Genomic DNA, 20,387 nt, shown 5'->3' with positions numbered 1-20,387 from the left:
GCGACGCCGCGCGCCCTCGATCGACGCTGCGTCGCACCCTCTCCGAGGGCGGCGGCGACTTTCCGAACGGACGGGGGGCGCTTCGCGCGCGCGTCAGGCGGGGGGATATACCGAGACGCGCCGGCGATCCTTGCCGAGCCGCTCGTACTTCACGATGCCGTCGGTGGTGGCAAAGAGGGTGTAGTCGCGGCCCAATCCGACGTTCTTCCCGGGGTGGATCTTGGTCCCGACCTGGCGCACGAGGATGTGGCCGGCCTTCGCGACCTCGCCGCCGAAGACCTTGACGCCCCGTCGCTGCCCGGCGCTGTCTCGCCCGTTCCGGCTGCTGCCCTGCCCCTTCTTGTGCGCCATGGCCTTACGCTCCTGCTCCGCGCTCGATGCCGGTCACTCGCACGATCGTGAGGTTCTGCCGATGACCCTGCTTCCGGCGGTAGTTCTTCCGGCGCTTCTTCTTGAAGACCAGGATCTTCTTGGCCTTCTCGTGGCGCACGATCTCGCCGAGGACCCGGAGGCCCGGGACCAGCGGCTTGCCCACCTGGATCCCGCCGTCACCGGAGGCGAGCAGCACCTCCTCGAACGCGAAGCTGGAGCCGGGTTCTCCCGCGAGCTTCTCGAGCCGGAGGGTGTCGCCGGGGCTGACCCGATACTGCTTGCCGCCGGAACGGATGACCGCGTAGTCCATGGGAACCGAGGTCGATACGCGACGAGGGGGCGGCTGTCAACTCGCGGGGCGGGCGCGCGGGCATGGCGAGGCTCGGACGGACGCGCCATCATGCGGGCCGTGACCGGGCCGACCTCGCAGTTCTTCGTGTCGCAACGCCTCCGTTTGCACTACGTCGACTGGGGGAACGAGGACGCCCCGCCGCTCGTGCTCGTGCACGGCGGGCGCGACCACTGCCGGAACTGGGATTGGGTCGCGGAGCGGCTGCGGCGGGACTGGCACGTCCTTGCGCCGGATCTCCGGGGGCACGGCGACTCCCAGTGGGTCACGGGAGCGAACTACGCGATGGCCGACTACGTCTACGATCTCGCCCAGCTCGTGCACCAGAAGAAGCTCGCACCCGTCACGATCGTCGGGCATTCGCTCGGCGGGGCGCTCAGCCTCTCGTACACCGGCCTCCGTCCCGAGAACGTCGCCAAGCTGATCGCCGTCGAGGGGCTCGGGCCGCCGCCGACCGTCATCGCCGAGCGGGCGAAGATGCAGGTTCACGAGCGCATGACCGCGTGGATCGACTCGATGCGCGCGCTCGCGGGACGGGTGCCGCGGAAGTACGCATCGATCGACGAGGCGCTCGCGCGCATGCAGAGCGAGAACACGCGGCTCACGCCGGAGCAGGCCCGCCACCTGACGGTCCACGGCGTCAATCAGAACGAGGACGGTACGTACAGCTGGAAGTTCGACAACTACGTGCGCGCGTTTTCGCCGTACTCCTTCAACGTCGGCGACGCGCGCGCGCTCTGGCGCCGCATCACCTGCCCGACCCTCCTTGTCCGCGGCATGGAGAGCTGGGTCGGCGATCCGCTCGCGGACGGCCGCGCCGATTTCTTCGCCAACGCACGCGTCGTGAACGTCGAGAAAGCCGGCCACTGGGTCCACCACGACCAACTCGAGGTGTTCCTCGACGTCGTGACGGGTTTCCTCGGGGGGCGCGCGTAGGAGCGGCGCCGCGGCGCGGTCGCGCGTCACGGCTTGGGGCGCCGCGCGCGTCCCGCTATGATCTCGCCCTCCGATGCCAGTCATAGCGGTGGATGCGATGGGAGGAGACTTGGCTCCCGAGGAGATCGTGAAGGGCGTCGCCGCCGCGTCGCTCGCGACTGCGATCGAGTGCGTGCTCGTCGGCGACGAGCCGCGCATCCAGGCGGTGTTGGACACTCTGTCGTACGACCCGGCGCACATCCGCATCCATCACGCCGCCGACGCGGTCGGCATGCAGGAGCCGCCGCGCGAGGCCTTGCGGGCGAAGCGCGACGCGTCGATCCGGGTCGGCGCGTCGCTCGTCGCCGAAGGACAGGCGGACGCGCTCGTGAGCGCCGGCAACACGGGGGCGTGCCTCCTCGCGTGCGCCCGCGAGTTCCGCACCATCAAGGGCGTACGGAAACCCGCGCTCGCGAGCGTCTACTCACGGCACACCGATCATCCGGGGCAGGACCCGCTGGCGATGCTGCTCGACGTCGGCGCGACCGTGCGCTGCGATGCTGCCGACCTCGTGCAGTTCGCCGTGATGGGCAGCGCGTGGGCGCACTGCGTGTCGAAGGTCGCGCGGCCGCGGGTCGGTCTCCTCAACATGGGAGCGGAGCCGTTCCGCGGCGGCGACGTGCTCGCCGAGGCGCACGAGCGCCTGGCGGCGCTGCCGGCGATCGACTTCGTCGGCAACGTGGAGGGCAGCGACGTCGCGAAGGGCCGCGCCGACGTGATCGTGTGCGAGGGGCTGCTCGGCAGCGTCGTGCTGAAGTTCATCGAGGGCATCACCGACGTCGTGAACGACGTGGCGAGCCACGCCGTGAAGCAGCGTTTCGTGTGGCGGCTCGGCATGCGTCTCCTGTCGCGCGGACTCCGCGAGGTGGCGCATCTCACCGATCACGCGACCTACGCGGGCGCGCCGCTCCTCGGCTTCGAGCAGCTCCTGGTGAAGGCGCACGAGCGCTCGCGCGCGCCGGCGATCGCCAACGCGGTGAAGCTCGCGGCGAAGACGGTGCGCGACGGCGTCGTCGCCGAGATCGCGGCGGGCATCCAGGCGGTGCGGGCGTGAGCGCGCGGGAGAAGCGCCTCGGCTGGGCCGACGCGTTGCGGACGCGGCGTCCACGCCGGCGCGCCTCCGCGGCGCTGCCGCCCGTCGTCTACCGCTGGGATCTCGACAAGACCTACCTCAAGTCCGACTTCGACAGCCTCACCAAGATGATGCGCGTGCCGTTCGAGCGCGCCGAGGACAAGGTCGACGAGCCGGGCGTGGTGGCGCTGATGCGCGCGCTGCGCGCGGGAGCTCGCGCCGAGGGCCGCAGGGTTCTCGTGTATTTCGTCTCCGCGAGCCCGCCGCAGATTGGCCGCGCCATCCGCGAGAAGCTCGCGCTCGACGGCGTCGAGATCGACGGCATCGTCTTCAAGGACCAGCTGCAGCACCTGGTGCGCGGACGGTTCCGCTTCCTCCGCGAGCAGATCGGCTTCAAGCTCGCCGAGCTCCTGCAAGCGCGGCTCGCCGCGCCCGCCGGCGCCGTGGAATACCTCTTCGGCGACGACTGGGAGTCCGATTCGCTCTGCTACTCGCTCTACGCCGACGTGGTGGCGGGACGGCTCGACCACCAGGCCCTCGGCGACATCCTGGTCAGGCTGCGGATCGACCCGGCGCGTCTCGTCGAGATCCGCGGCCTGGCCCGCAAGATTCCGACCGCGGACGCCGTGCGACGCATTTTCATCAACCTCGAGCGGCGCACGCCGCCGGGGCGCTTCCGCACCTTCGGCGCTCGCCTGGTCCCGACGTTCAACTACTTCCAGACCGCGCTCGTGCTGCACGAGGAGGGAATGGTGCCGCTCGCCGCCGTGGTGGCCGTTGGCCACTCGCTGATCGACCGCGCGGCCTATACGCGCGCGCAGCTCCGGAACTCGCTCGATGACCTCGTCCGGCGCGGACACCTCCGCGACGACGAGCCGGCGCTGCGCCGCGATCTCGAAGAGTCGGGGGTGCTGCCCTCGACGGCGGCGCAGGGCTCGTGGACGCAACGGCTCTGGCGGCGGTTGCGGCGGCGCCGGCCGACGCCGAAGCCGTTGCCGGCGAAGCGGCCCGTGGTGATCGACTATCCTCGGCTCGTCGACGCGTGGCTCGCGAGCGGCGGACGTCCCGGCGAGGCCGCGTCGTGACCGCGGCGGTCGTGATCCTGTCGACCGCCGGCTCGCGGGACGAGGCGGAGCGGATCGCGGCGGCGCTCGTCGAGGAGCGCTTGGCGGCCTGCGTGAACCTCGTCGACCCGATCACGTCGATCTATCGCTGGCAGGGGAAGGTCGCGCGCGCCGCCGAGGTGCTGATGGTCATCAAGACGCGACGCGCCCGCGCGGCCAGGCTGACGGCGCGCTTGCGCGCGCTCCACGGGTACGACGTGCCCGAGGCGATCGTGCTGCCGATCGCTTCCGGGTCGGCGCCGTATCTCCGCTGGCTCGCCGCCGAAACGAGCGCGCCGCGAGCGAAGCGACGGCGCCGGTCGGCGCCCGCGCCACCGGCGCCACGATCGGTCCGGCCGCGGCCGCGCTAGCCCGAGAGAATCTTCGCGGGGTGCCTCGAGGCGCGTCTCCGCGGCCGTTGCTGCGCTCTTGCTCCTGCTCACGCGGATGGCGACGAGCCGCCGTTTCGGATTCTCGCGCGCCGGATCATTGCTGCGGCTCTTCGGTCACGACGGCCGGCAGGCCGAGGTCGGCGAGCGCGGCGGCGCGGTATTCGGCGCGGGTGCGCTCCGCGTACGGGCCGACGCGCACGCGGTACACCCTCTGGGGTGCAGGCATGCGTTCGGGCTGCGCCTGCACGGGACTGATGTAGACGTCGTCGTAGCTCGGCGCGAGGCGCGCGCGCAGCGCGCGCGCCTTGTCCTCGTCGCCGAAGGCGCCGACCTGCACGCAGTACGCGACGTGCGACGCGCCATTCGCGGGCCGCGCCACCACGTCGACGCGGACGCGCGCCGTGCCCGGACCGATCATGCCTATCTCGCGGGCGGCGCCGTACGAGAGGTCGATGATGCGGCCCTTCGCGAACGGGCCCCGGTCGTTGATGAGCACCTCGACCGACTTGCCGTTTTCGAGGTTGGTGACGCGCGCGCGCGTGCCGAGCGGCAGCTTCTGGTGGGCGGCCGTGAGCGCGTGCTGGTCGTAGATCGCGCCGCTGCTCGTCGGCTGCCCGTGGAACCCCGGCCCGTACCAGGACGCAATGCCACTCTGCGGATGGCCCGGCGTCGGTGCGACCGCGCGCGTGCTGCACCCCGCGAGGACCGCGAGCGCGAGCGCCACGGCCACGTGCCGGCCGCCCGCGCGGCACTGCATGCTCTCCCCGCCCCGCCCCACCATTCCGCCGCGACTCTAGCCCGCATCTCGCGCCAGGTCCACGTTGCTCGCCGCGCGAGCGGCGAGGCGGCGGCAAGGCTCATGTCGCCCGGCGGGACGCCGAGCTGCCATTCATTCGGGCGCGTGCTGGGCGATGCCGGATGCCCGGACGGTGCCAGCGTCCGCTCGTGGAGCGGCACGGCTTTGTATTGCTGCGCTGCCCTTTGCTACAGACCTTGCCCCCATGAACACACAGGCTCCGCTCGCCGGCTTGCGCATCATCGAAAGCTCCATTCTCGGACCCGCCGCCATCACCACCGCTCTCGTCGACCTTGGTGCGGAGGTCATCAAGGTCGAGTCCCCGTCCGGGGACTACATTCGCGAAATGACGTGGCCGATCATCGAGGGAGTTTCGCTGATGCACTACCACCTCAACCGCGGCAAGAAGAGCATCACGCTCGATCTCAAGCGGGAGGAGGCGCGCGAGATCTACCGCGATCTGGTGAGAGATGCCGACGTCGTCATCGAGGCGTCGAAGCCCGGTACGTTGGACAAGTACGGTCTCGGGTTCGACGACCTGAAGAAGGTCAACCCGAAGATCGTCTTCTGCACGGTGTCGGGTTACGGCATGACCGGCCCCTACCGCGACATGCCTTCGCACGGCATCGCCTACGACACCTGGGCGGGAGTCGTCTCGCCGGCCTATGACGACGAGGGGTTCTGCTACATCCCCGAGCACGTCAGCATCGGTATCAATGCCGCCCCCTTGTTCGGCGGGTTGGGCGTGCTGGCCGGCGTCATCCGGGCGCGTGCCACCGGTGAGGGGTGCTTCATGGATCTCGCTCAGAGCGACGCTGCCGCCGCCTTCGACTGGTACCGCAGCGAGAGCTACCTCGCCTATGCGCGCCCCGCAGCGATCGTCACCGGCAACAAGGCCGACGGTTACGAGCGCCGCCCGGTCGCGACGGCCGGCATGCGGGAAGGCGTGCGGTATCAGTTGTACGAATCGCAGGACGGCCACGTGCTGTTCATGGCGTCGGAGCAATCCCTCTGGCGGAACTTCTGCGAGGGCGTCGGCCGCATGGACCTGTTCGAGAAGTGGCCTGGCTCGAAGTTCGCCGACCACGCGCGCGGCAACCGCGAGCTGCAGACCGTGCTGCGCGACATCTTCAAGACCAAGCGCAGTCGGGAGTGGTTGGACTTCAGTATCCGGGTCAACACGCCGATCGCGCCGGTGAACACACCGAAGAACATCGTCGACGATCCGCAGTTCCAGAGCCGTTTCGAGATCTGGCCGCACGAGCGGCACGGCGCCGACATGCTCGGCTTCCCGGTGCGGTTCGTCGGTGAACCGACCCTGGAGCCGGCCAGGGCGCCGACCGTCGGCGAGCACGGCGACGAAGTGCTGCGCGACGTGCTCGGCTACGACGCGGCGAAGATCGCCGCCATCAAGGCGAGCAAACTGCTCGGCTGAGCGTCGCTTCGAAGCGGCGAGGCCGGGGCCGTACACTGGTCGTCGGCGCTCCTCCGCTTTCGGCCGCGTACGGCGCCGCGCGGCCCTGAGCGACGGTTACGACTTCGGCTTTCCTTCGGCGCACCCGACGCGCGTTACGCGGAGCGGAGCCGCGTCCTCCGCGCGCGACCGTGGTAGGGGTCGCGCCCACGGATGGGGCCGTAGCGCTGTCGCTGGAGCACCGAGTGGTCCCGCTGGGTGCCCGGCGGCGAGTGTTCCTACGGCCGCTTGGCCCAGCCCTGCCAATCCTCCCGCGTCCCGCTGCAGTATCTCGCGGCGCGACCGAGCACCTCGTCCAAGGAATGGATCGCGTCGAGCGCCCGGCCTCTCGCAACGGGCGTCGCTCGATGACGGATGTCACGCGGATTCATGACCCGGAGCGCGCAACGAGACTTGCAACTGATAATCATTCTCAACATAGTCGCCGCATGCGATTACACCGTATCGTGGCGTTCGGGTTCGTCGTCGTTGGCTTGGCTGGGTGTTCGGGCGGAGGCTCCGGTGGAAGCTCCGGGGACGACTCGCCGGCATTGAGTACGCGCGCCCTGCTCGGCGAGCGGCTGTTCGCGGACACCAACCTTTCCAGGAACCGAACGCAATCCTGCGCGACGTGTCACGATCCGGAGCACGCCTTCGTCGACCCCAGGGACAACGGCGTGGGGGGCGCGGTTTCCCTCGGAGACGACGGCGTCTCGCTCGGCGATCGCAACACGCCGACGGCGGCCTATGCTCGGCACAGCCCGGCCTTCGCGATCGCGGCCGACGGCCTCCCGCGGGGCGGCCAGTTCCTCGACGGCCGGGCCGCGACGCTGGCGGACCAGGCGGCCGGCCCGCCGTTGAACCCCATCGAGATGGGCATGCCCGACAAGGCCTCCGTGGTGGCGCGCATCCAGGAGAGCAGCGAATACGTGGAGGCCTTCGAGTCCCTCTACGGCGATCGCATCTTCGACGACGCCGATGCCGCCTACGCCGCCATGGCCGAGAGCATCGCGGCGTTCGAGGAGGAGCGCGACGATCTGTTCGCCCCGTTCGACTCGAAGTACGACCGCCACCTGCGGGGCGAGTACGAGCTGACGAGCCAGGAATCCCTCGGCAAGGTCCTGTTCTTCTCCGAGCAGTTCACCAACTGCAACATCTGCCACCAGTTGCAGACGTTGCCCTTCCGGCCGAAGGAGACCTTCAGCAACTACGAGTACGAGAACATCGGCGTGCCCGTGAATGCGTCGGTCCGAGCGGTCAACGGAACCCCCGACGGCTTCGTCGACAAGGGCCTCTTCGGAAATCCGGCGATCACCGACCCCGCCCAGAACGGCAAATTCAAGGTGCCGACCCTCCGCAACGTCGCCGTGACCGGCCCCTACATGCACAACGGGGTGTTCGCCGATCTGCGAACGGTCGTCCTGTTCTACGACAAGTTCAACAACCCCGAGCGCGTTACGAATCCGGAGACCGGCGAGCCGTGGGGCGATCCGGAGGTCGCCGAGACGGTCGCCTTGGAAGATCTCGAGCATGGTCCGGGATTGACCGACGACGAGGTCGACGCCCTGGTTGCGTTCATGCGGCTTCTCACCGATCGCCGGTACGAGCACTTGATTCCCGAGTAGGCCGGCCGTTCGCGACTGCACGATGGCGACGAGGAGCCGGCGCTCGACACGAAGGAGACGGGCGCGCGGCGTCCGGGATCTTGCGGGTGTCGCGCGCTCCGGGCTACACGCGGGTGGTGCGTCGGTTGCCGTATCCGCTCCTCTGCGCCCTCGTCGGCTTCGCGCTCGGGTGGGTTCCGATGTTCTTGCACGGGCCGATCCCGGAGAAGTTCAACCTCTACTATCTGAAGGGGGCGGTCGCGGTGTGGAGCTGGTACACGGCGCGGCTGCTCGTCGGCACGCTGGTGGGCATCACGTGGTGGCCGCCTCGCTGGTATCTCCGCGGGCCGCTCTGCGGCTTCTTCGTCATGCTGCCGTGCGGGATCATGTCGCTCGCGGTCCCGACCTGCGGCCCCGTCTGCATGTTCTGGAACGAGACGACGGCGACGTCGGTGGGATTTCTCGTGGCCGGCGTCGCGTACTGGCTGACGGGCAAGCACCATGCGCTCGACGAAGCCTCCCGGACACCGCTGGCCTGACGGGGAGCGACTGAGACCCGCGCCGGCGCGCGAGGGCCTCGCCGGGCTCCGGTCCGTCAGGACACCATCCGCGAGCGCATCGCGAAGCGCACGATCTGCGCGACGTTGTGCAAGCCGAGCTTGGTCATCAGCGACCGGCGATGCGTGCCGACCGTCGTGCGCGCGATCCCGAGGAGCCGTGCGATCTCCTGCGGCCGGCGGCCTTCGCCGATGAGCTGGAGGATCTCGCGCTCGCGGCCGGTGAGCCGCGCGACGGGGTCGGCGGCGGACGGGCGGGCGGCCTGGGCGAGGCAGCCGTCCACCAGCAGCTGCTCGGCGCGAGCGCTCAGATAGCGGCGCCTCGCGGCGGCCGCTCGGACGCCGGAGACGAGGTCGGAGGCGATCGAGTCCTCGATGACGTAGCCCAGCGCTCCCGATCGCAGGGCGTCGCGCAACGATTCCGGGTGGACGCGGCGGGCCACCAGGACGACGCCGGGGTCGCCCGGCGCCGTGGCGGCTCGTCCGATGGCGGAGCCCCGTGCGGCGGGGGCGGCGGCGTCGGTGACGACTACGTGTGGTGGATCGGACGCTGGGGCGCGTGCCGCGTCCACGTCCCGCGCCTCGCCGATGACGTGGATCGCAGGCTCGTCCTCCAGGATGCGGCGCAGCTCGCGGCGCACGCGGTCGTTGCGGTGGACCAGCAGCACGCGGATCCTCACGGGCGCTCCTCCGAGGATGTCGTGGCCGAAGGTGGCGACGGCGTCCGATCGAGCGGTCATGGCCATGCCCCTCACTCGACCGCGCCGAGTTGGCAGCCCGTCCGGGCTTCGGCGAGCGCGAGGGCCGTCGCGTCGTTGGCCTCGCAGGCCGCGACGCACAGCGCGCCGTCGTACGCGATGCCGCGAAGCGCCGCGTGCTCGGCGAGCTCCGAGCAGTCGGCAAGGCAGCTCGAGAGCCGGCTCGCGAGGCCGCTCGCCGTCGATCGGCAGCGGAGCGTCGTTGCGTCCAGGCCGGCGACGCTTTCGATCGACACGCGCTCCATCGCCGCCCCGGCGCAGCGCGGTCCGTCGGCGATGCGGGCGAGAGGCCGCTCGCAGCGGTCGGTACAGCGCGCTTCGTCGGCCGCGGAGAATGCCGGCCCTCGCTTCTCCGCCTTGTCTCGGCACCCGGCGAGGCAGCCGAACAACCGCGATTCCCCCTTGGCGATGGCGGCGTCGCAGCGGAGCGCCGCGGCTCCTTCGAGGGCGATGGCGGGGACTGTGAGCCCGAGCACGGCTGCCGCCGCGGTAACGCTGATGATCGATCGCATGGTCGCACCCTCCGTCGTCTGGTTTGGGCCCCGCGGACGTCCCGCGGCGTCGTTCGACGAAAGAGCAAGCCGTGAGCCGTGCGCGCGAGGGGCGGCGGGTCGCGAAAAGTCGTGTTGCGGCGCGGGCGAGGCGCGCGCGGCCGCGGTCGCCCGCCAACCCTGCTTGGCGGACCGCAAACGATCGTGCGCGGTCCCGGTTTGCGGCGCGCCCGCCGGCGCCGGCGGCGTCGGTGCGGCGGTTCGAATCGTCGCACCGGCCATCGCGTCCGAAAACGGCGAGCGCGCGGCGCCCCGGCCGTGCGATCGAAAGCGGATGACCTCGCCGATTCAGGTGGCCGATCGTCATTGCGGCGCCCGCCGCGGCGATCGCCCGTACGAAGAACGTCACGAGCGCACCTGCATCAATGTCGTCCGGAGCGGCAGCTTCACCTATCGTCTCGGCTCGACCGCGACGACCCTCGGACCCGGATCGATCATGCTCGGGAATGCGGGCGCGTCGTACGTCTGCTCGCACGAGCACGTCGGGGGCGATTACTGCCTCGCGGTTTCGTACGACGCCGAGGTGATCGCGGAGGTCGGCGAGGTCTTCGGCGTTCGCAAGCTCTCCGCGCCGTTCGGCATCCCGGCCCTGCCCCCGCTGCCCTACGGGGGCGTCTTCGCACATGCGATGGCGGCCGCGCTTCGCGGGGGCGTTGCGTGGTCGGCGGACGAGCTCGCCCTGGGACTCGCGGTCTGGGTGCTCCGGGAGCAAACGGACGCCCGCCGAGCGCCGCGCGCGATTCGCCCGACCGCGCGCGACACGGGACGCGTCGTCGCCGCCATGCTCTATCTCGACGAGCATTCCGCCGATGCCTTGACGCTCGCCGCCGTGGCGCGCATCGCCGGCACGAGCCCGTTCCACTTCCTGCGGACCTTCCGCACGACGGTCGGCGTCACGCCGCACCAGTACCTGGTCCGCCGCCGCCTCGTGCACGCGGCGGCGATGCTGCTCGACACCGACGCACCGATCACCGCGATCGCGTACGACGTCGGGTTCGGCGATCTCGCGCACTTCATTCGCTCGTTCGGGCGCGCGTTCGGGCGCGCGCCGCGGGCCTTTCGACGCGCGGGCGGCTCGCCGTATCCGAGCGCAAGAAACGCAAAGTGTCGATTCGCCTTCTCCGCTACAGACTGACGAGCGGGGCCGCCGGCCCACACTTCGTCGAGGAGGAATCGCGAGATGGATCGGACGACTTTCGAGAGCACACGCCGCACCGTCGACACACCGTCGGGACGCATCAGCTACGTCGAGCACGGCACGGGGCCGGTCGCCCTCTTCGTGCACGGCGTGCTGATGAACGGATGGCTCTGGCGCCATCAACTCGCGGGGCTTTCCGACCTGCGACGCTGCATCGCCGTCGATCTGCTGGCGCACGGAGCGACCGCGATCGATCCGTCGCGGGACGTGTCGTCGACCGCCAACGCGGCGATGCTCGTCGAGTTCCTCGATGCGCTCGGGATCGACCAGGCCGACGTCGTCGGCAACGACAGCGGAGGCGGCATGGCGCTCATCATGGCCGCCAACCACGGGCAGCGCCTCCGCAGCCTGACGCTCACGGACTGCGACGTGCACGACAACTGGCCGCCGGAAGCCTTCAAGGGCTTCCTCGCGATGTCCGCTGCGGGCGGACTGCGGAGCGCCCTCGAGAGCATGCTCGGGAACAAGCCGTTCTACCGGTCGGCCGAGGCCCTCGGACCCGCGTACGAGCGCCCCGAGGCCGTCAGCGACGAGACGATCGAGATCTATCTCCGGCCGTTCCTGACCTCAGGTGAGCGCGTGCGCGATCTCGAGCGGTTTCTGGCCGCGTTCGATTGCGCGCAGACGGTCGCGATCGAGTCGCGGCTGAAGACACTGCACGTGCCGACGCTCGTCGTGTGGGGAACGGATGACGTGTACTTCCCGGTGCGCTGGTCGGAGTGGCTGGCGCGCACGATCCCGGGCACGCGGCGGCGCGTCGAGCTTCCGGGGGCACGCCTCTTCTTCCCGGAAGAGCGCGCCGCTCGTTGCAACGAGGAGCTCCGCGCGCACTGGAACGCCGCAGGCTGAAACCGAACGGAGGGCGAGACCGGCGTGGCGTCCGCGCCGACGTGCGCCATGCCGCGTCGTGCTCGGCGCGCGCGCGTTCATTCGCCGGTCGGACCCGGACGCTTCAGCACGCGGCGCGCTCCCGGGATCACGTCGATCAGCCCGAACACGATCTGGCCGAGGCCCGAGATGGTCGTGTCGAGGTTCCTCACGCGGCTATCCATGCCCCCGATCGCGCCCGTCACCTCCGGCAAGACGCGCTCGACGCCCGCTACCGCACGTCCGAGATCGAGGACGAGCTCCGAGGCGAGGTGATCGACGTGCTCGAGGCGTTCTTCCATCGCGGCGATCGCGCGCGTCAATTCCGGCAGGGTACGGTCGAGCGCGGCGGTCGTCTGCTCGAGGGCGACGACGAGCGATTCGATCTGATCCGGCAACCGCTCGAGCGTCGCGCGTGCGCTCGCGAGCGCCTCGGGGAGACCGCCGATCTCGCCGACGATCTGCCATGCCCAATCGGCGATCCCGCCGAGAGCGACAAGACGTCCCATGCCGACGGTCTATGCGTCGGGCCGATCGACCGCAATCCGGGCGTTCAGCGATCGTCGGGAGCGCGCCGGACGGCGGCTTTCTTCGAGGGTGCGGCCGTCTTATCGGCCACGGCTGACCGATGACGGATGGCGCGGCACGACTCCGGACGCGCGTCTGTGACGTGCTCGGCATCGACGCCGATCCTCCGGGCTGGCATGGCGAGGTCCACGTCGGCCGAGCTGGTCGCGGCGGTATCGAACGCGGGCGGCCCATGCAGATCCAACGCCATGTCTCGGAGGGCTCCAATGAACGCATTCTATAGATCCAAGGTCGACACATGGATCGGCATCATCTTGGGGGCGTTCCCCTCGCGTCACTATTCGCCGCCTGGCAGATGATCCATGCGCCTATCCCGGGTCGTGGGCTTCTCGCGGTTCCAATCCTGCTGCTCGGCGTATGTCTTCCGCTCTCCCTCCTCTTTTTCACGACCTACAGGATCAATGACGCAGCACTGAGGATTCGAAGCGGCTTCTTCACCTGGGATATTCCCATTCACACGATCTCGAAGGTCGAGCGAACCAACGATCCGGTATCCAGCCCGGCCTTGTCGCTCGATCGTATCCGCATCGAGTATGGAGCTGCGCAGTCCGTGGTCATATCCCCCCTGAGAAAAGACGACCTTCTTCGCGATCTTCAGCGCCTCGGGGTGCCCGGGTCATCCTGACAGATCGCTGGTGGCGGACCGACAGGACCGTCCCGAGCGAAGCCGGCGAAGCGATGGTCGGCCGCGTCACCGCGCGGGGCACGGCGTTTACTTGTTCGCGCGCCCTATGGTAACCACGCACTACCCGTCCGACTGGCGCAACGCCGAGATCTCACACCAGATTCGAACCGCCGACAGGAGGACGCGCGCGTCCGCCGCGGTGCCGACGGGGAAGGGGAAACGTCATGTCCGGCCACTCCAAATGGAGCACGATCAAGCACAAGAAGGCGGCCAAGGATGCCAAGCGCGGCAAGATCTTCACCAAGCTGATCAAGGAGATCACGGTCGCGGCGCGCATGGGTGGCGGCGACGTCAACGCGAATCCGCGGCTGCGAACGGCGGTCACGACCGCGCGAGCGCAGAGCATGCCGACCGACAACATCGAGCGCGCCATCAAGAAGGGCACGGGCGAGCTCGAGGGCGTGACGTACGAAGAGGTGCAGTACGAGGGCTACGGCCCGGCGGGCGTCGCCATCATGCTGCAGATCCTCACCGACAACCGGAACCGTACCGTCGCGGAGATCCGCAACCTCTTCGGCAAGAACGGCGGCAATCTCGGTGAGAACGGTTGCGTCGGCTGGATGTTTTCCAAGAAGGGCGTCATTACCGTCGACAAGAGCGCGAGCGCCGAGGACAAGCTCTTCGAGGTGGCGCTCGAGGCCGGGGCGGACGACATCGAGGACGTCGGCGAGGCGTTCGAGGTCACGACGCCGCCGGAGGCCCTCGAGGACGTGAAGAACGCCCTGGACCAGGCCGGCATCGCGACCACGTCCGCGGAGGTGACGATGGTCGCCCAGAACACGATCACCGTCCGCGGCTCGGATGCCGAGCAGACGATCAAGCTGCTCGAGGCGTTGGAAGACCACGACGACGTGCAGAAGGTGTCGGCGAACGCGGACATCCCGCAGGACGAGGTCGAGCGCCTGAGCGCGTAGCGCGAACTCCGCCGGGTCGGCGCGGGCCGATCGGCGAGGTGGAGGGGGCATGGCGAGGGGAGGGGAGAGTCGAGCGGAGACGTCGATGCGGGTGCTCGGCGTCGATCCCGGCACGGCCGTCACCGGATGGGGCGTGATCGAGCGGCGTGCGGGGCGCGTCGCGCACCTCGCGCACGGCTCCGTCGCGCCGTCGCCGCGCGTGACGCCGGCAGCGAAGCTCGCCGCGATCCATGGCGCGCTCACCGACCTCTGCCGGGCGTGGCGGCCCGACGTCGTCGTCCTCGAGCGCAACTTCGTCGGGCGGAACGTGCAAAGCGCCTTTCGCCTCGGCGAGGTGCGCGGGGTCGCGATGCTGGTAGCGGCGGCGGCCGGGATCGACGTTGCGCAGTATCCGCCCGCGACGGTGAAGCTCGCCGTCACCGGAAGCGGTCGCGCCGAGAAGGACCAGGTGCAGCGCGCGATCGCGCGCGAGCTCGGCGTCGCCGACCGGCTCGGACCCGATGCGGCGGACGCGCTCGCGATCGCGCTCTGCCATGTGCACTCGGCGCATCTCGCGACGGCGCTCGCCAGGGTGGGCGTACGGTGATCGCCCGCCTCCGCGGCCGGCTGCTCGAGAAGGCGCCCGAGCAGATCGTCGTCGATGCCGGCGGCGTCGGCTACCAGCTGTTCGTGTCGTTGAACGCGTTCTACCGGCTGCCGAATCCGGGCGCCGAGGTCGACGTCTACGTCCATACGCACGTGCGCGAGGACGCGCTCCAGCTCTACGGGTTCCTCGAGGCGGCCGAGCGCGCGCTCTTCCTCCTGCTCTTGCAGGTCGCGACGATCGGGCCGAAGGCCGCGCTCGCGGTGCTGTCGGGCATGGACACGCCGGACCTCGAGAACGCCATCGCCGAGGGCAACGTGCGCCGGCTCGTCGCGGTGCCCGGCATCGGCAGGAAGAAGGCGGACCTCATGGTCCTCCAGCTCCGCGAGAAGGTGAAGGTCCTGCAGCGGAGCCGCGCGGCGTCGGCCGGCGCGCCGGCGACGCGGGTCGGCGGCGACGCCGCCGAGGCGGTGTCCGCGCTCGTGAACCTGGGGTACAAGCAGCACGAGGCGGAGCGTGCGGTCGCCCGGGCCGAGGAGGCCGGTACCCGCGCGCTTGCCGACCTCATCCGGGAAGCCCTGCGGAGGTTGGCCACATGAACGAACGCGTCGTCGATCCCGTGACGTTGGACGAAGAGGCCGGGCTCGACGTGTCGCTCCGTCCGACGGGGTTCGCGGAGTACGTCGGGCAAGCGGCGGTGAAGAACAACCTCGGCGTCGCGATCGAGGCGGCGCGGGCGCGCGGCGACGTGCTCGACCACGTCCTCCTCGCCGGCCCGCCCGGGCTTGGCAAGACATCGCTCGCATACATCATCGCGAAGGAGATGGGGGTGCAGGTCCGCTGCACGTCCGGACCGGTGCTCGAACGCCCCGGCGATGTGGCGGCGATCCTCACGAACCTCGAGCGCGGCGACGTCCTCTTCATCGACGAGATCCACCGCTTGAACCGCGTCGTCGAGGAGGTGCTGTACCCGGCGATGGAGGACTTCCAGCTCGACATCATCGTCGGCCAGGGACCGTCGGCGCGGACGCTGAAGCTCGAGCTCAAGCCCTTCACGCTGGTCGGGGCGACGACGCGGACGGGCCTCCTGACGTCGCCCTTGCGCGACCGCTTCGGGGCGCACTTCCGGCTCGAGTTCTACGACGAGGACGACCTCGGCCGGATCCTGCGGCGCTCGGCCGCGATCCTGAAGGTGCCCCTCGACGGCGGCGGCGCGGGCGAGATCGCTCGCCGGTCGCGCGGCACGCCGCGCATCGCGAATCGGCTCCTGAAGCGGGTTCGCGACTACGCGGAGGTGCGCGCGGGTGGGGAGATCACCGGGGAGGTCGCGGCCGACGCGCTCACGCTCCTCGAGGTGGATGGGCGGGGCTTCGACAAGATGGACCGCGCGATCCTGCTCGCGATCATCGACAAGTTCAGCGGCGGACCCGTTGGCCTCGATACGCTCGCGGCGGCGGTCGGCGAGGAACGCGACACGATCGAGGACGTCTACGAGCCCTACCTCATCAAAGAGGGGTTCCTCGCCAGGACGCCCAAGGGTCGGGTCGTAACCGCGCGAGCTTTCGGTCATTTTGGTCGGACGGAGCCGGAGAGGGCGGCGCAGGCGCGGCTCTTCTGAGCCGCCCCCGGAGGCGAACAGGCAACGAAAATGACGCAGCGTGTCTGGGTAGACAAGGCCCCGGAGCGGCTCTAGAATCCGCCCCTTGCCGGTCCAAGCCATGGGAGGTTTGGGACGCACACTCATCCTGTTCGGGCTCGTGCTCGTCGTCGCGGGGCTCGTCGTGTCGTTCTCGCCCCGGATTCCCTGGCTCGGGAAGCTCCCCGGCGACTTCACCCTCCGTTCGGGTGGGCTCACGGTCTACGTGCCGCTCGCGACGTGTCTCCTCCTGAGCCTCCTGCTGTCGCTGCTTTCGTACCTTTTCCGGCGCTGACCGTCCGGACGCCGATGCCATGAGCCACCCGACCACCGACCGACATGCCTCGCGGGTCTCGAGCGGCCAGCACGCCACGGGCGAGCCGCCGACTTCCGTCGAGGCGCCGGCCGAGCGCCAGCGGCGGCGCGAGGGGCTCATCATCCTGTCGGCCGCGCTGGCCGTCCTGCTGTTCGCGTTCTTCGAGACGCGGCTTCCGCAGTTCTCGAACGGCAGCTCGTTGAGCAACAACGTCATCTTCTTCCTCCTCATCAACCTCAACATCATCCTGCTCGTGCTGCTGGTCTTTCTGGTGGCGCGGAATCTCCTGAAGCTCGTGTTCGAGCGCCGGCGCCGGATGCTCGGCTCGCATCTTCGCACGCGGCTCGTGCTGGCGTTCGTCGCGGTCTCGATCTTCCCCGCGATCCTGATCTTCCTGGTCGCGCTCGGTTTCATGACGAGCTCGATCGAGAACTGGTTCAACGTCCAGGTCGAGAATTCGCTTTCGGGCTCGCTCGAGGTGGCGCAGGCGTACTATCGGAACGCTTCCGAGAACGCGCTCGTGCACGCGCGGCAGCTCGCGGGCCGGGTGCGGGAGGACGGGCTCCTCAAGCCGGGCGGCGCCGAGCGGCTGCAGGAGTTCGTCGCCGACAAGCAGCGCGAGTATCACGTCGGGACGGTCCAGGTCTTCGGGATCGACCGCGACGTCCGCGCGATGGCGCGCGCCGACGAGGTGCCGGGCGAGTCGGCGTTGCCGCCTTCGGCGCCGCTTCTCACGGCCGCGCTCGAAGGTCGGGCCGAGACCCGCATCCAGTCGATCGGGCGGGGCGACGTGATCCGCGCCGCCGTGCCGATCCCGGGACCGGGCGGCGTCGAGGGCGCGGTCGTCGTCGAGCACTTCGTACCGAAGAGCGTCGCCACGCAGAGCGCCGACATCGCGCGCTCGTTCCAGGAGTACCGGCAGCTCAAGATCCTGAAGCAGCCGATCACCAGCAACTACGTGGTGACGCTCGTGCTGGTGACGTTGCTCGTGATCTTCTGCGCGACCTGGATGGGCTTCTATCTCGCCAAAGGCATCACGGTGCCGATCCAGAAGCTCGCCGAGGGCACGCGCGAAGTCGCGCAGGGCAACTGGCAGTACCGCATCGGGCTCGGGGACGCGACGCAGGTGGCGCCCGACGACGAGTTCGGCACGCTGGTCGCGTCGTTCAACCGGATGACCGCCGATCTCGAGCGCAGCAACCTGGAGCTCGAGCAGCGCCGCCGCAGCATGGAGACCATCCTCGCCGAGCTCACGGCCGGCGTCGTCGCCGTCGATCCGGACGGCCGCGTCACGACCCTCAACGAAGCCGCGGCGCGTCTGTTCGTGATCGACCGCGCGACCATGATCGGCCGCGACTACATGGCCGTGTTCGCGCGCTCCGACCTGGCGCCGGCGCGCGAAACGCTCGCCGAGCTGCGCGCGGGCGTGTCGCTCGCGGCGGTCGGCGGGCGCGTCGAGCGACAGATGAAGGTCCTCGCGGGGGGTCGCATGCTCACGCTCGTCCTCACCGCCACCATGCTCCGCGACTCCGCTGGCCAGGCGCTCGGCGCGCTCCTCTTCTGCGAGGATGTCACCGAGATCGTGAAGGTGCAGCGCATGGAGGCGTGGCGTGAGGTCGCGCGCCGCATCGCGCACGAGATCAAGAACCCGCTCACGCCGATTCAGCTCTCGGCGCAGCGGCTCCACAAGCGCTACGCCGAGCGCTTGAAGGAGGACGGCACGCTCTTCGAGGAGTGCACCCGGACCATCGTCAGGCAGGTCGAGGAGCTGAAGACGCTGGTGAACGAGTTCGCGACCTTCGCGCGCCTGCCCGCCGGCGAGCACACGCCCGAGGATCTGAACGCGCTCGTCGAGGAGGCAATGGTGCTCTTCCGCGAGGGCCATCGCCACATCGAGTTCGTCTTCGACCCGGACCCGAGCCTGCCGCGGCTGCCGCTCGACCGCGAGGGCATCAAGCGTGCGCTCATCAACATGCTCGACAACGCCGTCGCGGCTTGCGACGGCGCCCCGCGCGCCAATGGCACCCCGCCTCGCATCGAGGTGCGCACGCGCCTCCACCGCGCGCACGGCATCGTCGCGCTCGAGGTCGCGGATACCGGCATCGGCATCAAGCCCGAGGAGCGCGGCCGGCTCTTCGAGCCGTACTTTTCCACCAAGCAAGGCGGGACCGGGCTCGGTCTCGCCATCGTATCGACGATCGTCGCGGACCATCAGGGCTTCGTGCGGGTGAAGGACAACGAGCCGCGCGGGAGTCGGTTCGTGGTCGAGCTGCCCGTGAAAGGGCCGCTCGAGCCGATCGTCCTGCACGAGGAGGAATCGTGGACAAGACCATACTGATCGTGGACGACGAGACGGGGATCCGGAGCAGCGTCCGCGGCGTGCTCGCCGACGAGGGCTACCGTGTGCTGGAGGCGGAGGACGGCGGCGGCGCGCTCGAGCTCATCGCGCGTGAGCATCCGCGTCTCGTGATCCTCGACATCTGGATGCCCGGCATGGACGGCATCGAGCTCCTCCGACACATTCGCGAGTCCCATCCGTCGACGCCCGTCATCGTGATCTCCGGCCACGGCAACATCGAGACCGCCGTCACGGCGACGAAGCTCGGCGCCTTCGATTTCATCGAGAAGCCGTTCTCGCTCGACGGGCTCCTGCACGTCGTCGGCCGCGCGCTCGAGGCGCGGCCGATCGCCGGCAGCGTCGACGGAGAGGCGGTCGCCGCCGACGAGGCGGGCGCGGTCGCGCTCGAGCGGCGCCTGCTCGCACGTCCGTGGCCGTGGACCCAGCGCACGATCCAGCGCAGCGTGGTCGTGAACGGACAGGGGCTGCACTCCGGTGTCCGCACCGGCCTCATCCTGCAGCCGTTGCCGCCGGGCAGCGGCATCGTCTTCGGCAACATCTCGAACGCGGCGACGATCCCGGCCCGCATCGAGTACGTCGACTCGACGGGCTACGCGACGACGCTCTACCACAACGGCATCGTCGCGAAGACCGTCGAGCACCTGCTGGCGGCGCTCCACGGCTACCGCATCACGAACCTGCTCGTGAAGATGCAGGCCGAGATCCCGATCCTCGACGGCTCGGCCGCGGAGTTCTGCGGGCTCATCGAGAGCGCGGGGGTCGAGGAGCAGGGCGGCTACGTCGACGAGATCGTCATCGACCGCCGCTACGAGATCGGCGACCGCGACGGCGGCGGCGAATACCTCTGTATCGAGCCCGCCGACGTCTTCGGGGTGCGCTACGTTCTCGACTATCCGCAGCCGGTCGGGCGCCAGGAGCACGTCTTCCAGTTCACCGACAGCGAACGCTTCAAGGCCGAGATCGCGCCCGCGCGCACCTTCGGATTCCTCCGCGAGATCGAGACGCTCGAGAAGATGGGGCTCGCGAGCGGGGGACGCCTCAACAACTGTATCCTGATCGGCGAGAACGGCATCGTGAACACGCCGCTGCGCTTCCCCGACGAGTTCGCGCGCCACAAGATCCTCGACATCATGGGGGATTTCTATCTGCTCGGCCGGCCGCTGCGCGGCTTCGTCACGGCCCACAGGACGGGCCACAGCGACAACGTCGCGCTGCTGAAGCTCCTGCGCGAGCGCTTCGAGCTGCAGTAGGGCGCGTCG

At 69.7% G+C, this 20,387-nt stretch carries 24 protein-coding genes; 17 read left to right on the top strand and 7 right to left on the bottom strand.

The window, feature by feature from the left end; genetic code table 11:
• Nucleotides 1-93: 93 nt before the first annotated feature.
• Both rpmA and rplU read right to left on the bottom strand, forming a co-directional pair.
• Nucleotides 94-351 carry a 50S ribosomal protein L27 gene (gene rpmA, locus IT293_01915; GenBank protein MCC6763394.1) on the bottom strand — a complete coding sequence of 86 codons (258 nt, stop codon included), beginning with the start codon at nt 349-351 and terminating at the stop codon, nt 94-96.
• Nucleotides 352-355: 4 nt separating this feature from the next.
• Nucleotides 356-682, bottom strand: a complete 327-nt coding sequence (gene rplU / locus IT293_01910; GenBank protein ID MCC6763393.1) for a 50S ribosomal protein L21 — start codon at nt 680-682, stop codon at nt 356-358.
• 90 nt (nt 683-772) lie between these two features.
• Between rplU and IT293_01905 the strand changes: the two genes are divergently transcribed.
• From IT293_01905 to IT293_01890, 4 genes are all read left to right on the top strand, one after another.
• Nucleotides 773-1,657 carry an alpha/beta hydrolase gene (locus tag IT293_01905; GenBank protein ID MCC6763392.1) on the top strand — a complete coding sequence of 295 codons (885 nt, stop codon included), beginning with the start codon at nt 773-775 and terminating at the stop codon, nt 1,655-1,657.
• 73 nt (nt 1,658-1,730) lie between these two features.
• A complete protein-coding gene (gene plsX / locus IT293_01900; protein MCC6763391.1) occupies nt 1,731-2,750 on the top strand; it encodes a phosphate acyltransferase PlsX in 1,020 nt (339 codons plus the stop codon).
• Nucleotides 2,747-3,853, top strand: coding sequence for a hypothetical protein (locus IT293_01895; GenBank protein ID MCC6763390.1), 1,107 nt, complete (start codon nt 2,747-2,749; stop codon nt 3,851-3,853). Before plsX ends, IT293_01895 begins: the two co-directional genes overlap by 4 nt.
• The gene (locus IT293_01890; GenBank protein MCC6763389.1) at nt 3,850-4,242 is read left to right on the top strand and encodes a divalent-cation tolerance protein CutA; all 393 of its coding nucleotides are present in this window, start codon (nt 3,850-3,852) and stop codon (nt 4,240-4,242) included. Before IT293_01895 ends, IT293_01890 begins: the two co-directional genes overlap by 4 nt.
• Before the next feature lie 115 nt (nt 4,243-4,357).
• Here IT293_01890 and IT293_01885 read toward each other — a convergent pair whose 3' ends face one another.
• Nucleotides 4,358-5,044, bottom strand: coding sequence for a septal ring lytic transglycosylase RlpA family protein (locus IT293_01885; GenBank protein ID MCC6763388.1), 687 nt, complete (start codon nt 5,042-5,044; stop codon nt 4,358-4,360).
• A gap of 220 nt (nt 5,045-5,264) precedes the next feature.
• Between IT293_01885 and IT293_01880 the strand changes: the two genes are divergently transcribed.
• The 3 genes from IT293_01880 to IT293_01870 all read left to right on the top strand — a co-directional run bounded on the left by IT293_01880 (nt 5,265) and on the right by IT293_01870 (nt 8,655).
• Nucleotides 5,265-6,494: a CoA transferase gene (locus IT293_01880; protein MCC6763387.1), complete on the top strand. Its 1,230-nt coding sequence runs from the start codon at nt 5,265-5,267 to the stop codon at nt 6,492-6,494.
• Nucleotides 6,495-6,961: 467 nt separating this feature from the next.
• Nucleotides 6,962-8,137: a methylamine utilization protein MauG gene (locus tag IT293_01875; GenBank protein ID MCC6763386.1), complete on the top strand. Its 1,176-nt coding sequence runs from the start codon at nt 6,962-6,964 to the stop codon at nt 8,135-8,137.
• An 86-nt stretch (nt 8,138-8,223) separates the two neighbouring features.
• Nucleotides 8,224-8,655, top strand: a complete 432-nt coding sequence (locus tag IT293_01870; protein ID MCC6763385.1) for a hypothetical protein — start codon at nt 8,224-8,226, stop codon at nt 8,653-8,655.
• Between the two features lie 56 nt (nt 8,656-8,711).
• On the opposite strand, the gene IT293_01865 is transcribed toward IT293_01870, so the two are convergent.
• Both IT293_01865 and IT293_01860 read right to left on the bottom strand, forming a co-directional pair.
• Nucleotides 8,712-9,413, bottom strand: coding sequence for a response regulator transcription factor (locus IT293_01865; GenBank protein ID MCC6763384.1), 702 nt, complete (start codon nt 9,411-9,413; stop codon nt 8,712-8,714).
• Between the two features lie 11 nt (nt 9,414-9,424).
• Nucleotides 9,425-9,943: a hypothetical protein gene (locus IT293_01860; protein MCC6763383.1), complete on the bottom strand. Its 519-nt coding sequence runs from the start codon at nt 9,941-9,943 to the stop codon at nt 9,425-9,427.
• A 313-nt stretch (nt 9,944-10,256) separates the two neighbouring features.
• Between IT293_01860 and IT293_01855 the strand changes: the two genes are divergently transcribed.
• Nucleotides 10,257-11,117 carry a helix-turn-helix transcriptional regulator gene (locus IT293_01855; GenBank protein MCC6763382.1) on the top strand — a complete coding sequence of 287 codons (861 nt, stop codon included), beginning with the start codon at nt 10,257-10,259 and terminating at the stop codon, nt 11,115-11,117.
• Nucleotides 11,118-11,162: 45 nt separating this feature from the next.
• Nucleotides 11,163-12,029: an alpha/beta hydrolase gene (locus tag IT293_01850; GenBank protein MCC6763381.1), complete on the top strand. Its 867-nt coding sequence runs from the start codon at nt 11,163-11,165 to the stop codon at nt 12,027-12,029.
• A gap of 77 nt (nt 12,030-12,106) precedes the next feature.
• Here the strand turns inward: IT293_01850 and IT293_01845 are convergent, their stop codons facing one another.
• The gene (locus tag IT293_01845; GenBank protein MCC6763380.1) at nt 12,107-12,556 is read right to left on the bottom strand and encodes a hypothetical protein; all 450 of its coding nucleotides are present in this window, start codon (nt 12,554-12,556) and stop codon (nt 12,107-12,109) included.
• Nucleotides 12,557-12,600: 44 nt separating this feature from the next.
• Nucleotides 12,601-12,825 (bottom strand): hypothetical protein, encoded by a 225-nt coding sequence (locus IT293_01840; GenBank protein MCC6763379.1) that lies wholly within the window; start codon nt 12,823-12,825, stop codon nt 12,601-12,603.
• A 48-nt stretch (nt 12,826-12,873) separates the two neighbouring features.
• Here IT293_01840 and IT293_01835 point away from each other — a divergent pair, with 48 nt between their 5' ends.
• From IT293_01835 to lpxC, 8 genes are all read left to right on the top strand, one after another.
• Nucleotides 12,874-13,260 (top strand): PH domain-containing protein, encoded by a 387-nt coding sequence (locus tag IT293_01835; protein ID MCC6763378.1) that lies wholly within the window; start codon nt 12,874-12,876, stop codon nt 13,258-13,260.
• 224 nt (nt 13,261-13,484) lie between these two features.
• Nucleotides 13,485-14,234: a YebC/PmpR family DNA-binding transcriptional regulator gene (locus tag IT293_01830; GenBank protein ID MCC6763377.1), complete on the top strand. Its 750-nt coding sequence runs from the start codon at nt 13,485-13,487 to the stop codon at nt 14,232-14,234.
• Nucleotides 14,235-14,325: 91 nt separating this feature from the next.
• Nucleotides 14,326-14,820, top strand: a complete 495-nt coding sequence (gene ruvC / locus IT293_01825) for a crossover junction endodeoxyribonuclease RuvC (GenBank protein MCC6763376.1) — start codon at nt 14,326-14,328, stop codon at nt 14,818-14,820.
• Complete coding sequence (gene ruvA, locus IT293_01820; protein ID MCC6763375.1) at nt 14,817-15,416, top strand: Holliday junction branch migration protein RuvA; 600 nt, start codon at nt 14,817-14,819, stop codon at nt 15,414-15,416. The genes ruvC and ruvA overlap by 4 nt, the downstream gene beginning before the upstream one ends.
• Nucleotides 15,413-16,435 carry a Holliday junction branch migration DNA helicase RuvB gene (gene ruvB, locus IT293_01815; GenBank protein MCC6763374.1) on the top strand — a complete coding sequence of 341 codons (1,023 nt, stop codon included), beginning with the start codon at nt 15,413-15,415 and terminating at the stop codon, nt 16,433-16,435. Before ruvA ends, ruvB begins: the two co-directional genes overlap by 4 nt.
• Nucleotides 16,436-16,535: 100 nt before the next feature.
• Complete coding sequence (locus tag IT293_01810) at nt 16,536-16,748, top strand: DUF2905 domain-containing protein (GenBank protein MCC6763373.1); 213 nt, start codon at nt 16,536-16,538, stop codon at nt 16,746-16,748.
• A gap of 19 nt (nt 16,749-16,767) precedes the next feature.
• On the top strand, nt 16,768-19,107 hold the full coding sequence (locus IT293_01805) for a PAS domain-containing protein (GenBank protein ID MCC6763372.1): 2,340 nt from the start codon (nt 16,768-16,770) through the stop codon (nt 19,105-19,107).
• On the top strand, nt 19,086-20,378 hold the full coding sequence (lpxC, locus tag IT293_01800) for a UDP-3-O-[3-hydroxymyristoyl] N-acetylglucosamine deacetylase (protein MCC6763371.1): 1,293 nt from the start codon (nt 19,086-19,088) through the stop codon (nt 20,376-20,378). The genes IT293_01805 and lpxC overlap by 22 nt, the downstream gene beginning before the upstream one ends.
• The last annotated feature ends 9 nt before the right edge of the window (nt 20,379-20,387 follow it).

Source organism: Deltaproteobacteria bacterium (genome assembly GCA_020848745.1).
Classification (GTDB): domain Bacteria; phylum Desulfobacterota; class Binatia; order UTPRO1; family UTPRO1; genus UTPRO1.
Note: the sequence above shows the minus strand (reverse complement) of the source record. Positions and strands in the feature narration are given on the sequence as shown.